Origin of the sequence: Sphingobium sp. Z007 (assembly GCF_900013425.1) — a bacterium.
Classification (GTDB): domain Bacteria; phylum Pseudomonadota; class Alphaproteobacteria; order Sphingomonadales; family Sphingomonadaceae; genus Sphingobium.
The window spans coordinates 506,930-520,737 of record NZ_FBXK01000001.1; the positions used below are offsets into that span (position 1 = coordinate 506,930).

At 63.6% G+C, this 13,808-nt stretch carries 14 protein-coding genes; 6 read left to right on the plus strand and 8 right to left on the minus strand.

Annotation, left to right across the window (positions count from 1 at the left end):
• Positions 1-139 precede the first annotated feature (139 nt).
• Positions 140-1,642 carry an alkaline phosphatase gene (locus tag CEQ44_RS02375; RefSeq protein ID WP_088182983.1) on the plus strand — a complete coding sequence of 501 codons (1,503 nt, stop codon included), beginning with the start codon at positions 140-142 and terminating at the stop codon, positions 1,640-1,642.
• Positions 1,643-1,834: 192 nt separating this feature from the next.
• Here the strand turns inward: CEQ44_RS02375 and CEQ44_RS02380 are convergent, their stop codons facing one another.
• Both CEQ44_RS02380 and CEQ44_RS02385 read right to left on the minus strand, forming a co-directional pair.
• On the minus strand, positions 1,835-2,680 hold the full coding sequence (locus tag CEQ44_RS02380; protein ID WP_088182982.1) for an oxygenase MpaB family protein: 846 nt from the start codon (positions 2,678-2,680) through the stop codon (positions 1,835-1,837).
• Between the two features lie 152 nt (positions 2,681-2,832).
• Positions 2,833-3,057, minus strand: a complete 225-nt coding sequence (locus CEQ44_RS02385; protein WP_176400243.1) for a DUF3072 domain-containing protein — start codon at positions 3,055-3,057, stop codon at positions 2,833-2,835.
• Between the two features lie 209 nt (positions 3,058-3,266).
• Between CEQ44_RS02385 and CEQ44_RS02390 the strand changes: the two genes are divergently transcribed.
• From CEQ44_RS02390 to CEQ44_RS02410, 5 genes are read left to right on the plus strand one after another with little or no spacing between them, the layout of a single operon-like run.
• Entirely contained in the window at positions 3,267-4,601 is a 1,335-nt protein-coding gene (locus tag CEQ44_RS02390; RefSeq protein WP_088182980.1) for an SRPBCC family protein, read from the plus strand.
• Entirely contained in the window at positions 4,601-5,002 is a 402-nt protein-coding gene (locus tag CEQ44_RS02395; RefSeq protein ID WP_088182979.1) for a nuclear transport factor 2 family protein, read from the plus strand. Before CEQ44_RS02390 ends, CEQ44_RS02395 begins: the two co-directional genes overlap by 1 nt.
• A gap of 19 nt (positions 5,003-5,021) precedes the next feature.
• On the plus strand, positions 5,022-5,801 hold the full coding sequence (locus CEQ44_RS02400; protein WP_217894994.1) for an SDR family NAD(P)-dependent oxidoreductase: 780 nt from the start codon (positions 5,022-5,024) through the stop codon (positions 5,799-5,801).
• The gene (locus CEQ44_RS02405; RefSeq protein ID WP_088182978.1) at positions 5,801-6,592 is read left to right on the plus strand and encodes an SDR family oxidoreductase; all 792 of its coding nucleotides are present in this window, start codon (positions 5,801-5,803) and stop codon (positions 6,590-6,592) included. The genes CEQ44_RS02400 and CEQ44_RS02405 overlap by 1 nt, the downstream gene beginning before the upstream one ends.
• Before the next feature lie 2 nt (positions 6,593-6,594).
• A complete protein-coding gene (locus CEQ44_RS02410) occupies positions 6,595-7,386 on the plus strand; it encodes a sugar phosphate isomerase/epimerase (protein ID WP_088182977.1) in 792 nt (263 codons plus the stop codon).
• Positions 7,387-7,499: 113 nt separating this feature from the next.
• Here the strand turns inward: CEQ44_RS02410 and CEQ44_RS02415 are convergent, their stop codons facing one another.
• Genes CEQ44_RS02415 through CEQ44_RS02440 form a run of 6 tightly spaced genes read right to left on the minus strand, consistent with a single transcriptional unit; the run spans position 7,500 to position 13,798 of the window.
• On the minus strand, positions 7,500-8,957 hold the full coding sequence (locus tag CEQ44_RS02415) for a dihydrolipoamide acetyltransferase family protein (RefSeq protein WP_088182976.1): 1,458 nt from the start codon (positions 8,955-8,957) through the stop codon (positions 7,500-7,502).
• A 6-nt stretch (positions 8,958-8,963) separates the two neighbouring features.
• Positions 8,964-9,980 carry an alpha-ketoacid dehydrogenase subunit beta gene (locus tag CEQ44_RS02420; protein WP_088182975.1) on the minus strand — a complete coding sequence of 339 codons (1,017 nt, stop codon included), beginning with the start codon at positions 9,978-9,980 and terminating at the stop codon, positions 8,964-8,966.
• A 19-nt stretch (positions 9,981-9,999) separates the two neighbouring features.
• A complete protein-coding gene (locus CEQ44_RS02425; protein WP_088182974.1) occupies positions 10,000-10,962 on the minus strand; it encodes a thiamine pyrophosphate-dependent dehydrogenase E1 component subunit alpha in 963 nt (320 codons plus the stop codon).
• 30 nt (positions 10,963-10,992) lie between these two features.
• Entirely contained in the window at positions 10,993-12,201 is a 1,209-nt protein-coding gene (locus CEQ44_RS02430; RefSeq protein ID WP_088182973.1) for an acyl-CoA dehydrogenase family protein, read from the minus strand.
• Between the two features lie 6 nt (positions 12,202-12,207).
• The gene (locus CEQ44_RS02435) at positions 12,208-13,353 is read right to left on the minus strand and encodes a thiolase family protein (RefSeq protein WP_088182972.1); all 1,146 of its coding nucleotides are present in this window, start codon (positions 13,351-13,353) and stop codon (positions 12,208-12,210) included.
• The gene (locus tag CEQ44_RS02440; protein WP_088182971.1) at positions 13,346-13,798 is read right to left on the minus strand and encodes a Zn-ribbon domain-containing OB-fold protein; all 453 of its coding nucleotides are present in this window, start codon (positions 13,796-13,798) and stop codon (positions 13,346-13,348) included. Before CEQ44_RS02440 ends, CEQ44_RS02435 begins: the two co-directional genes overlap by 8 nt.
• Positions 13,799-13,808 lie beyond the last annotated feature (10 nt).

Sequence of the window (13,808 nt, forward strand, 5' to 3'; positions counted from 1 at the left end):
ATATCCCCCCGATCAGGATGATCGGTGGTGCGCCGCTACCCGCGGAGAAAGACTTTGGCGCTACGGTTTGGTTGCATTTCAAAGACAGCGGGCCAACACGTCATGGTGCGGTCATGAAGCCGACCTAACGCCCACGGGCATGTCGATCGACGAACAGCTCTGGCATCGCCGCGCCGTGATGCAGGCCATGGCGGCGTTCATGCTGGTCGCCCCTGTGACCATCGACCTGCACGCGCGGACGACGTCGGACCCCTTTGCCCTGGGCGTGGCTTCGGGTGATCCGGGCAAAGACGGTTTTGTCCTGTGGACGCGCCTGTTGAGCGCCGATGCGACGCCGCTGGCGGCCCATGCCGTCGCGGTTCGCTACGAAATCGCCACCGACGAGCATTTTCGTCACATCGTGAAAGCGGGGCAGGGGCTGGCCCGCCCGGAACGCGCCCATGCTGTCCATGTGGAGATAAGCGGGTTGTCGCCGGGACGCCCCTATTGGTATCGTTTCCACGCTCTTGGCGCCACCAGTCCTGTCGGCCGGGCTGTCACGGTTCCGCGGACGGCAGACCGGCTGCGTATGGCGCTCACCTCCTGCCAGCATTGGGAACAGGCGCGGTTCGGCGCCTATCGCGACTTGGTTGCAGCGCAGCCCGACCTGATCCTCCAGGTGGGCGACTATATCTATGAGCAGAGCTATGTTGGCCAGCCGAAGATACGCGATTTCGGCGCGCCGGAGCCGAAGTCACTGGCAGATTATCGCCAGCGCCATGCGCTGTACAAGACCGACCCGGATTTACAGGCGGCTCACCGGGCCGCCCCATGGATCGTCACATGGGACGATCATGAAGTATTGAACGATTATGCTAACCTCGCCAATCGCGATGCTCTTCCGCCCGAACTATTCGCGCCGCGCCGCGCCGCCGCCTATCGGGCCTATTTCGAGCATATGCCGATCCGGCCCAGCCTGTGGCTCGAACGCTCTGCGCCGCTTCTGTATCGCGCCGTCGATTGGGCGGACCTCGTGTCGCTATCGGTATTGGACACGCGCCAATATCGCACCGCCCCGCCCTGCGCGATGCCGCACATGGCGCGCAACGTGCCGATACGCGACTGCGCGGAAGCCGGCGCGCCGGATCGCACCATCATGGGGGCAGCGCAGGAGGCATGGCTGGCCGGGCGACTGGAAAGCGAACGTCGCCCTTGGACGCTGATCGCGCAACAGGTCTTCTTTGCGCCGCTGTGGCTGGACGCCGCGCGGACCAGCAGTTTCAGCGATCAGTGGGACGGCTATGCCGCCAATCGCAACCGGGTGCTGGCGGGCCTGGCCCGATCCGCGGTGCGCAATGCGGTGGTGCTGAGCGGCGACGTCCACAGTTTCTGGCTCAACGACCTGCATGACGCATCCAACAAAAAGGTCGGGACCGAAATCGTCACCTCCGCCCTTGCGGCCGCGTCTCCGCCGCCCGGCCGGTTCGGCGACATCAGGGCCAATAACCCCCATGTCCGTTTCAGCGATGTCGATCATGCGGGCTATGTTCTTATCGATATCACGCCGAGTGCGCTGATTGCGGATTTCCGCGCAATCGGGGACAGGACACAAATGAAAAGCCCCATGTCCTCCGTGGCGCAGTTTACTGTCGAGGCAGATTAGCGCGCATGGCAAAAATTATAGCGTGACTGACGCATTGGTGTGACGTTTGGGCAGGTGTTCAGATGAGAAGGGGTGATGGCCCATGCGCGGCATTATATTTATAGTGACGACCAGGCGCGTTGCGTCATGTGCCACCTTTGCGTCCGCTTCCGCGTCGCGAACGGCCCGTCGTCATGGGATCGCCAGGCGTCGTCATTTGAACGCCCAGCGTAATGTCTGCGCGACGCCGAACGTGCCTGCGCGCACGATCGGGCGCTCGAATGGGGAGATGTTCAGCCGGTGCATGGCGCGCGCCCAGGACGGAAGCAGGTCCACCGCCGCCTGAACCGCCAGCCGTTTTGGCGCTTCTACCGCCACGCTGGCCGTGCGGCTCTGCATAATCAGTCTGGCGACTGTCTGGGTGCGCCCATCGACCAGCAGTTGGGGGCGCATGGTTTCGATAAAGGCCTGCGCCTCGGATCGCGACGTGGGGACCGGGCTGGCCCCCATCGCCTGGCCGATCAGCGCCATTTCCGCGAAATATCGATCCTGATCGGCGGCGGACATGGCTGGTTCCCCATAGCGAATCCACGCATTGAGGAAGCTGGTGGTTTCGGTGACGTGGACCCATGCCAGAAGCGCAGGATCATTGGCATGATAGGCTGCGCCGTTCGGCAGCGTGCCGCGGACATGGTCATGAATGCTGCGAACGCGCGCGATGGTGGCTTCCGCCAATGCCCGATCGGCGTAGGTCGTTACTGCAATGAAGCGGGCGGTCCGACGCAGGCGCCCGTGCATGTCCGCGCGAAAATTGGAATGGTCCCATACGCCAGCCAGAACGGACGGATGCAACATCTGCATGAGCAGGCTGCTGATCCCGCCGACCATCATCGACCCAACGTCGCCATGCACACGCCATGCAACCGACCCGGCGTCGAAAAGCGCGTCGGCGCTTCTCGATACCGGCGTTTCCCCCCTGCCATGGTCATTGAACATGTCGACCACCTGACGGCGGATGGTTTGTTTGATGCCGTTGGACAGGGTGCGAGGTGTCAGCATATCGGGATCAACGAACGGCGTACAGGATTGGTCCGCGCGGACTTTCAATGCTTGTCGGCCGATCCTGGTTCCGCCATTTTGCGGTGCTTTTCCTGCTATTCTCATGATCGACGTTCAATAAGGGGTATCGGCTCGATATCGCCGCTTCGCCTTCACTCGCGACCGAGTTTGGCCTTCATCTCGTCGATCTTCAGCGACGCCTCCGCTTTGGTCAGGTCATCCGCTGGCAGTGCCACGCCTGCTTCCTCGCACAAGGTCGCCAGATAGGACGCCTGCGCCCCGGTGATCGGTTCATCACCCGATACCCAATTGGCAGGATCTTTTTCGGCGTTCGAGGCCGGATGCTCGTCAAGTTTGGGATTGTGCAGTTCAGTCATGATCGCCTCGTTGTTCTTGATACGTTCCTATATAACAGCCGGGACCGGATGTGGTTCCTGGATCATCTTGCAGGTCATGCCGCCATCAACGGCCATGATCGCCCGACGCCTACCCTAATATAAAGCTGAGGTTCTCAGCCACCCTCCAAAGCCTAGACTGCCGCCACTGCACGCGCGCCAGGCGCAAGCGCTTGGGAAGAGGATGGGCGATGACAAGAGAGCATTTTCTGGGACGGACGCTGGCCGATTTCGATCCGCCGGTGCGCGGCGATCCGATCACCGGAGAACGCTATTATTCCAAGCGCTGGGCGCGCGCCGAATGGCGCAACGTCTTTGCGAAGGTCTGGCATATCGGTGGGATGCTGGCTGACCTGGAGGAGCCGGGGGACTGGATCACCCATAATCTGATGCGCGACAGCGTGATCATGATCCGGCAGGAGGATGGTTCGATCAAGGCCTTCTTCAACGCCTGCGTCCATCGCGGCAATCGGCTGCTCTGGTCCGACATGGGCAGCAGCGAACGGATCACCTGTTCCTATCATGGCTGGCAGTTCGGCAAGGACGGCACCTTGCTGTTTGCGCAGGATGCGGAGGATTTTCCCGGCGGCAATCCGTGCGGCAAGGCGCATCTGACCGAGATCGCCGTGGGCACATGGGGACCGTTCGTCTGGTTCAATATGGACCGGGAAGCCACGCCGCTATTGGAATGGTTGGCGCCGCTGCCCGATCAACTGGCGGGTTACCAGATGGAAACGATGACGCGGGTGCTGGACGTGCGCTGCGAAATCCCGAGCAACTGGAAGATCATTCGCGATAATTTCAACGAAAGCTATCACCTGCCCACGCTCCACCCGGAACTGGCGAGCTTCATCGACGACGAATATACCGACACCAGTTTCGAAATGTATCCCAGCGGCCATAACCGCATGGTGCAAAAGGGGTGCCACCCGTCCAAGCGGCTGGACTATCCCGATGCGATGCAGCCACTGGTCGAGGACAGTCTGCGCGAATGGGGGCTGGACCCGGCCGATTTCACCGATCGCGCGACCCAGGCGCGGGTGGCGATCCAGCAGGCCAAGCGGCGGCTGGGGCCGGAACGGGGCTATCGGCATTTCGACACGATGACCGACAGCATGTTGACGGACTATTATCATTATACGCTCTGGCCCAACACGACGATCACGATGAGCCCCGACGGGTTCCAGATATTGCGGTCCGAACCACACCCAACTGACCCGGAAAAATGTATTTTCGACCATTGGTATCTCATGCCGCCGGTCGACGGGCGCACGGAAGTCGTCACCCCGGTCGGCGTCGTGCCCTTTGCGCCGGCCGAGCGGGAGGTCGTGATCTATGGCGACAAGACGCTGGGCTATGTGGCGGATCAGGATATGTCGGTCGCCGTCGGGCAGCAGCAAGGACTGCACTCGATGGGCTATAAGGGCGGCACGATTTCGGGTCAGGAAAAGCGCATCCAGCGCTTCCATGAATTGCTCAACGATGCGTGCGGCATCCATGGTGCGCTGCCGGCGGACGGAGACTGATGTCCCTGTTCGAGGACCGGGTGGCGATCAACGATGTGCTGGCGCGCTATGCCGATGGCGTGAACCGGCGGGACGCGGCCTTATGGGCATCGACCTGGGATGAAGAAGGCGAATGGTCCCTCTTCGGTCCCGATCCGGTCAAGGGCCGGGACGCCATCGTCGCGGCATGGGTGGAAGCGATGGCGGGTTTCCCTTTCGTCGTGATGATCGCTTCGCAGGGCATGGTGACGATCGAGGGGGATGGCGCGTCCGGGCGATCCTACACCAGCGAAGTGGCGCGCACCGTCGATGGCAGAAGAATGCGGGTGCAGGGCTGCTACGACGATCGCTACCGTAAACGCAACGGCGTCTGGGCCTTCGCCTTCCGTCAATTCACCGTCCTCGACAGCGAAGACTATTGATAGCGATCAGGAGATGATGATGGCACGATTGGACGGCAAGGTTGCGATCATATTGGGCGCGTCCGACCCGCGCAGCATGGGCGCGGCGACCGCGCGGCGCTTTGCTGCCGAGGGCGCGAAGCTGGTGCTGGCGGCCCGCCGGGCGGATGCTGTCGCGGCGGTGGCGGCCGAACTGGGCGCGATCGCCGTCGGCTGCGACATTACGGACGAGGCGCAACTAGCCGCGCTCGCCAAGGCGGCAATCGATAGCTATGGGCAACTGGACATCGCGGTCAACTATGCAGGCATTGGCGGTTCGGGCGCGATACTGGACACTAGCGCCGACCTGTTCCGGCAGCAGGCAGATGTGCATTTTGTCGGCACCGGGCTGTTCATCAAACAAATGGCGCTGGCCATGACCCCTGCCGCCAATGGCAAGGGCGGTGGATCGATCATCACCGCCTCGTCGCTCACCGTGCTGGTGCAGGCGCCCGATTATGGCGCCTATGCAGGGTCGAAGGGCGGGGCGGACGTGCTGGTCAAAGTCGCCGCCAATGAACTGGGCGCACGCGGCATCCGGGTCAATTCCATCGCGCCGGGTTTCACCAAAAGCGCCATGACGGAGGATTATTTCGCCATGCCGGCGGTGACCAATGCTTTCCTGAAGGAAATGCCGCTGGGGCGGTTCCCCACGGTCGAGGATATCGCCAACGCCGCGCTGTGGCTCGCCAGTGACGAGGCGTTTGTGACCGGCCAGCGGATCGACGTCACCGCGGGCCAGGCGCTGCGGCGAACGCCGCGGACGGAGGAGTTCGTCTGATGGGCCGCCTTTCGGGCAAAGCCGCGCTGGTCGTGGGCGCAGCAGGCGCTGAAAATATGGGGCAGGCGATCGCGCGCTGCTTTGCCGATGAAGGCGCGCGGGTCGCGATCGCCGGGCGCAATATGGATGTGCTGGAAACGCTGGCGGGAGAAATTGACGGCGTCGCGCTGCCCTGCGACTTTTCCGACCGGACGAGCATCTTCGCTATGGTCGATGCGACCAAGGCGGCGCTTGGCGGTTTGGATATTGCGGTGAACGCCACCGGCTGGGGACTGCTCAAGCCGTTCCTCGAAACGACCGACGAGGATTTCGACCGGATGTATGCGCTGCAACTGCGCGGGCCGTTCCAGTTTCTGCAAGCGCTAATCCCGACCATGACGAATGGCGGGTCGGTCATCCAGATTAGTTCGGCGACCGCGACGATCATGTTCCACGATCATGACGCCTATATGGCGACGAAGGCGGGCACCGACCATATGATCCGCAGCGTCGCCAACCAGTTTGGCGACCGCGGCATCCGCTTCAACAGCGTGTCGCCGGGCGTCACCGAAACGCCCATGACAGCCGACGCCACCGCCGTGCCGGGCCTGATGGACGCCTTCCGCAAGGGGTATCCGCTCGGTCGCCATGGCACGCGGGCGGATGTCGCGGCGGCCTGCGTCTGGCTGGCCAGCGACGAATCTTTCATGACCGGCGAGAATATGCAGGTGAATGGCGGGCTGAGCCTGCGCGGTAATCCGTCCAAGGCGGATATCGAAGCGGCAGTCGCGGCGGCGATGGCGGCAGGCTGACGATGGCCCATCCTTTGGCCATGTCGGCGGGCATCATGCCGGAGGCGACACCGGTGCAACTGGTCGAAGCGGCGGCCCATGCCGGGTTCGACTATGGCGGCATGTGGATCGAGGTAGCAGACTGGACCGCCGCCACGACGCGAGCGGTCAAGGCGGCGCTGGCGGCGACCGGCCTGCCGCTGCTGGATGTCGAAGTGGTGTGGATCAAGCCCGGTCCGATCGATCCCGATCATCTGCGCATTGTCGACATCGGCCTGGAACTGGGCGCGCGCAATGTGCTGTGCGTCAGCAGCGATCCTGATGCGGGCGCGACGCGGGACAAGCTGGCGGCGCTGATGGCGCATGGGGGCAGCAGCATCAGGATCAACCTGGAGTTCGGCCTGTTCACGGAAGTGAAGACGGTCCAGCAGGCTAGCGCTATCCTGAAGGAGATCGAGGCGCCCAACATGGGGTTGCTCATCGATGCGCTGCACTGGACCCGGTCTGGCGGCACGCTGGCGGATGTCGCTGCCGTGCCGGTGGGGTGGCTGGGCTATGCGCAATTATGCGATGCGCCGATCCCGGGGGCTGACCCTGGTGATGCCGATGCGATCCTGGTCGAGGCCATTGATGGCCGGGTTGCTCTGGGGCGCGGGGGCCTGGCGATAGACGAGTTGCTGGCGGCATTGCCGGACGGATTGCCAATCGGGATCGAGGAGCGGTCGAAAGTGCTTCGGGACGGCTTTCCCGACTTTAACGCCCGCGCCGCAGAGTTGATGCGGACCAGCCGGGCTTGGCTGGGCGACCGGGCTTAAGTTCGCATATTTCCCGCCAATCTCGAAATATTATTGCGGTTGACTGATCCTATTTGTGCGTCCGTGGGTCAGTATAGACAGGCGGGGGCATGTAGGACAGCCCCCGCCCGTCGTTATGCCGTCAGCAGCTTCGGGTCTTCGATCAGTTCCTTCAATGTCCGCATGAACGCCGCGCCGACCGCGCCGTCGATCGCGCGATGATCGCAACTGAGCGACATCTCCACGATTGTCGCGAAGGCCAAGGCGTTGCCGATCTCGATCGGCTGACGGGTGCCAGCGCCCACGGCCAAAATCGCGCCCTGCGGGGGATTGATGATCGCATCGAACTGGTCGATGCCGAACATGCCCAGATTGCTGATCGAGAAACTGCCGCCCTGAAACTCTTCGGGCTGCAACTTGCCAGTGCGTGCCTTTTCGGCCAGAGCCTTCACCTCCCGCGATATGGCGGCGACGGACAGCGTGTCGGCGCCCTTGACGATGGGCGTGATCAGCCCTTTGTCGGTGGCGACTGCCACGGCGATGTCAGCACTGCCAAAACGATGAATCTCGTCGCCATGGACCTGCACATTGACGTCGGGATGCTGTGCGAGCGCCAGACCGCAGGCGCGGACGATATAATCGTTGATGCTGGGCGCTTCGCCGGTCGCCGCCTTCGCCTGCGCGCGCAGGCCCAGGATCGCGTCGATCCGTATCTTCGATCGCAGGTAGAAATGCGGGATGGTCGACTTGCTGTGGCTCAGCGCCTTGGCGATCGCCTTGCGCATCGGCGTCATCTTGATGACCTCCGCCGCGCCGGAGAGGGGCCGGGCGAAGGTCATGGGGGCGGCGGGTTCTGCCGGGGCAGGTGCCGATGGCTGCACCTGCGAAAGCACGTCTGCCTTGCAGATGCGCCCTTTCGGCCCGGTGCCACGGAGGCTGGAAAGATCGACTTTGTGCTGGACAGCCAGCCGTTTGGCCAGCGGGCTGGCATAGACGTCGCCCAGCGCATTGCCGACTGGGGTCGTATCGACCGCCGCGCCGCCACCGACCGCGACGGGCGGCAGACTGGCCTGCTGCACGTCCTGAAGGGTAATGCGGCCATCGGGACCGGACCCCGCGATGTCGGCAATATCGACGCTCTCCGCTTCCGCAAAGGCGCGAGCGGCTGGACTGATATGGGCGTCCGCCGGGATCGTGACGGCCTTTGCCTCGGGCGGTGCGGCGGGTTGCCCATATCCGGCCGATGGCGGAGGCGACGATGGCGCGGCTGCCTTGGACGCGGGCTTGGCGTCGGCGGGCTGGAAGCCGGCAATGAACGCCTCGACCTCTTGCGCGGACGGCTTGTCATCGGCGCCGGTCAATACCGCGATCAAATCGCCGACCTGATAGGTGCCGCCCTTTTCCGCGATCAGGCGCGGGAACATGCCGTCGGCTTCGGCCTCGACCTCATTGGTGATCTTGTCGGTTTCGATGAGCGCCAGCGTGTCGCCCTTCTTGAACGGCTGCCCTTCGGCGACCATCCATTCGGCGACGACGCCCTCGGTCATTTCAATGCCCCATTTGGGCATGGCGAATGCGCGCAGATTGGCCATGGCTGCTTATCCCCGCCTGTAGGACATGGCCTTGACCGCCGCCGCCACGATTTTTTCGGGCGAGGGCAGATAGGCGGATTCAAGTTCGCGGGCGAAGGGCACCGGGCTGTGCGGGCCGGTCACCATCTCGATCGGCGCGCGCAGGCTGGAAAAGGCCTTGTTGGCGACCAGCGCTGACAGGTCGGTGGCAAAGCTGCAACGCGGCGGCGACTCGTCCACGATCAGCAAGCGGCCGGTCCGCTCGACGCTGTCCAATATCGCTTCTTCGTCCAGCGGGCTGGTGGTGCGCAGGTCGATCAGGTCGCAACCGATGCCGTCCTGCGCTAATTCCGCCGCCGCCTTCTCGGCGAAACCGACCATCATGCCGGTGGCCAGCACGGTGATGTCGTCGCCCTGCGTCACCTGCCGCGCATGGCCGAAGGGGATCAGATAGTCGCCGTCGGGCACTTCGCCCTTCACGCCATACAGCGCCTTATGCTCCAGGAAGATGACCGGATCGTCGTCGCGGATCGCCTGGGCGAGCAGGCCCTTGGTGTCGGCGGCGGTCGAGGGCATGACCACCTTCAAACCCGGCATCGCCGTCACCATCGCGTGGATCGATTGGCTGTGCTGGGGCGCGGCGTTATAGCCGCCACCATAGGGCATACGGATCACGATCGGGCATTTGGTCTTGCCGCCGAACATATAGCGGAACTTGGCGACCTGGTTCCAGATCTGGTCCATGCAGACGCCGATAAAGTCGGCGAACATGATTTCGGCGATGGCGCGCTTGCCGGTCAGCGAAGCGCCCGCCGCCGCGCCGATGATGGCGCTTTCGGAAATGGGCGTGTCGATCACCCGGTCGGAGCCATATTTGGCCCAAAGCCCGCCCGACGTGCCCCAGATGCCGCCGATTGCTTCGGGGCCACCGGGCGAACCCATGCCGCCGACGATATCTTCGCCCAGCATGATGACGTTCTCGTCGCGGGCCATTTCCTCGTCGATCGTGTCGCGAATGACGTCGCGGATCATTTTCACTGCCATGATGGAATAATCTTTCGCGTCAGTAGCTGATATAGACGTCTTCAAGGACGTGGTCGGCCGTGGGGCGGGCGGCGGCCTTGGATTCGGCGACGGCGCGGTCGATCAGCGCCGTCACTTCCGCGTCCAGTGCGTCGAGCACCGCGCCTTCCAGCAGCTTGGCCTCCATCACCTTGGTGCGAAAGACCTTGAGGCAATCGCGTTCCTCGCGCAGGCGATCCAGTTCGCCCTTGCCGCGATAGCGCTGCGGATCGCCCTCGAAATGGCCGAAGAAGCGTTCGCAATCCAGTTCGATGGAGGCCGGGCCGTTACCTGCCTTGCAATAGGCGATCAGCTCCCGCATCGCCTCATAGACCGAGAAGAAATCAATGCCGTCGGCCTTGATCGCCTTCATGCCGAAGGCCGCGGCACGGGTCGTCATGCTTTCCGCGCCGACGGCGTAGGATTCGCCGGTATGTTCGGAATAATGGTTATTTTCGAACACGAAGATGACCGGCAGTTTCAGCACCACGGCCATATTCATCGCTTCGAACGTCGTACCCTGGTTGCAGGCACCGTCGCCGGAAAAGGCGATCGAGACATTGCCGGTCCCCTTGGCCGTGATGCCCGCGCCCACTGCGATCGGCGCGCCCGCGCCGACGATGCCGTTGGCGCCCAGCATCCCCTTGGTCACGTCGGCGATGTGCATGGAGCCGCTCTTGCCCTTGCACAGCCCTTCGCTGGAGCCATAAATCTCCTTCATCATGCCGACCACGTCGCATCCCTTGGCGATGCAATGGCCATGGCCGCGATGGGTGGAGATGATGAAGTCCTGCGCGTCCAGATGTTCGCACACGCCCACGGCGCAGGCTTCCTGCCCTGCATAGAGATGTGTGAAACCGGCGATTTCGCCCAGCGCGATTTCGTCATGCAGCCGATCCTCGAACACCCGGATCGTCTTCATCTGGCGATAGGCCTGTAACAGGGCTTCGCGGCTAAGCTGCATGTCGTCCGTCTCCCATGATGGTGTCGCAGGTCACAGACCCAGCACCGTTTTGGCGATGATAGTGCGCTGGACCTCGTTCGTCCCGCCAAAGATGGTCCAGGCGCGGCTGTTGAGATAGCGGGGTGAGGCGACCTGCGCGGCCTTGTCGCGCAACGGTTCGGGCGCGCCATTGCCATAGAGCGGGCGACGTTCCTCCAGCGCCAGGCCGGCATAGCCGTAGAGCCGCACGGCCAGGCCATCGACCTGCTGGCGCAGGGTGGAGGCGACCATCTTGCAGAGCGAGGTTTGCGGGCCGGGCGGCAGGCCTTTCGCCATTTCCGCCAGGATGCGCAATTCGGTCATCTCCAACGCCTGCGCCTCCAGTTCGGTGCGGCCGATGGCGGCCATGAACGCGCTATCGTCCGCCATGCATCCGCCCAGGCCGTCCGGCTCCTGGCCCGCGGCTTGGCGCAATTTCTGGAGGTCGGACAGCAATTTTGGCGCATGGCAGGCGCCGCCGCGTTCGTTTTCCAGCAGGAATTTGGCGATCGTCCAGCCGCCGCCTTCCTCCCCCACCAGATTGTCTAGCGGCGCGACGACATCGTCCAGATAGACTTCGTTGACCTCATGATCGCCGGCCAGGCCGATGATCGGACGGACCTCCACGCCGGGCTGGTTCATGTCGATCAGGATGAAGCTGATGCCCGCCTGCGGCTTGGCCGCGGGATCGGTGCGCAGCAGGCAGAAGATGTGGGTCGCGTGCTGGGCATGGGTGGTCCACAGTTTGCGGCCGTTGATGATATAATGATCGCCCTTGCGCTCCGCCTTGCTCTTGAGGCTGGCGAGATCAGACCCGGCACCGGGTTCGGAAAAACCCTGGCACCAGTAATCGGTGCCGTCCAGGATACGGGGCAGGATCGTCGCCTTCTGCTCCGCCGTGCCGAAGCGGCAGATGACCGGGCCAAGCAGCTTGAGGCTGAGCACCGGCAGGCTGGGCGCATCGGCGAGCGCACATTCCTTCTCGAAGATATAGCGCTGGGTCATGGTCCAGCCGGTGCCGCCGCAATCGACGGGCCAGTTATAGGCGAGCCAGCCCTTGGCGTGCAGGATCGCCTGCCATTCGCGGCCGATATCGGGCTCGACGAAGACCGTGGGGGTGGCCTGCATCCCCGCGCGCAGATGGTCGGGCAGGTGCTCGTCCAGAAAGGCGCGCACCTCGGCGCGGAAGGCTTCGTCTTCGGGGGTGAAATGCAGGTCCATAAGCCGTCAGCGCTGGAGGATGGTCACGCCGGAAATACCGGGCGCGCCGTAAACATGGGTGTAGGCGGTCTTGGGATTGCCCGGCACCTGGCGGCCGCCGCCATGCCCGCGCAACTGGATGACATTTTCATAGACCTGCCTCAGGCCGGACGCGCCGATCGGCTCGCCACAGGCCAGGCAGCCGCCATCGGTATTGACCGGCAGCTTGCCGTCGATCCGGCTCCAGCCCTGCGCCAGCCATTCTTCCTGTTCGCCATCCTTGCAAAAGCCGTTTTCGGCCATGTGCATGATTTCCGCGCCGGACTCCGTGTCCTGCAATTGTGCGACGTCGATATCCTCCGGGCCGACGCCCGCCATCGCATAGGCGGCGGCAGAGGCGAGCAGGGTCGGCGCGCCGCCGCGCTCGATATCCAGGCCGGGCGCGAACACCTCGAACGATCCGGGCGGGCGGGTGCGGATCGCCGCCGCCTTGACGCGGACATCGGCGCGGCCCAGTTCGCGCGCCTTCTTCTCACTCGCCAGGATCAGCGCGACGCCGCCCTCGGCGGGCGAACAGAACATATATTTGGTCAGCGGATCGTTGATCATCGGCGCGTTCAGAATGGTGTCGATATCGACCGGCGCGCGGCGCCAGGCATGATCGGCGTGGACCGCATTGTTGAACGCCTTTTCCGATACGCGGCCCAGCGACTGGCTCGTGATGCCATGATGCGCCATATAGCGTTGCAGCTTCATCGCGAAAAACTGGGTCGTGACCATCAGGCCGACCGATCCATACCAGTCGGGCAGGCTATAATCGGCGGGCATCGCGTTGAACGCGCCGCGTGGATGTTTGTCGAAGCCCAACGCGATGCCGATGTCATATTGGCCGGACGCGATGCCCTGCCACGCGCCGATCATCGCCGACCCGCCGGTCGCGCAGCCATTTTTGACGTTGATGAATGGCAGGCCGGTTAGGCCCAACTCATTGACGATCGTGTCGGCGTTACCCGATGCATCGGAGCCGCCGAAACCGAACTGGATGTCGCTCCAGGCGACACCGGCGTCCGCCATCGCGGCGCGGGCGGCATAAGCGCCCTGCTGCAGGCCCGAAAGGCCATCGGTGCGCCCGAATGGGTGGATGCCGACGCCGACGATGAAGACTTCAGCCATGCTGCTTGTCCTCCCCAAACGGGGCAAAGGCATAGGTGACGACGGTGCGACCCGAAGCGTCGGTGGCAAAGGGGATGATGACGGTTTCCATCTCCATGCCGATGCGGATCGCATCGAAAGCGACGCCCACGATCCGGGTTTCGACGATCACTGCGCCGGGCAATTCGACATAGCCGATGGCGAAGGGTTCGAACGCTTCCGGGCCGATATAAGGCGGGGTTTTGGGCCGGAAACGCTGAATGGTCCAGGACCAGACACGACCGCGCGGCGGCAGGTCGATCTCTTCGAAACGGGGATTGGCGACGGGGCAGGGGAAGACGATGCGGCCTGTTTCGCGATCGCGCCCGCCGATCAGATGCGGTTGCGGCTGCGCGGCGAAAAGGCCGTCTGCAACGGCAACGCTATCGAGGCTGGCGATGTCGGTGATGGTTCCGCTCCCTGGCATGCTTGTCTGT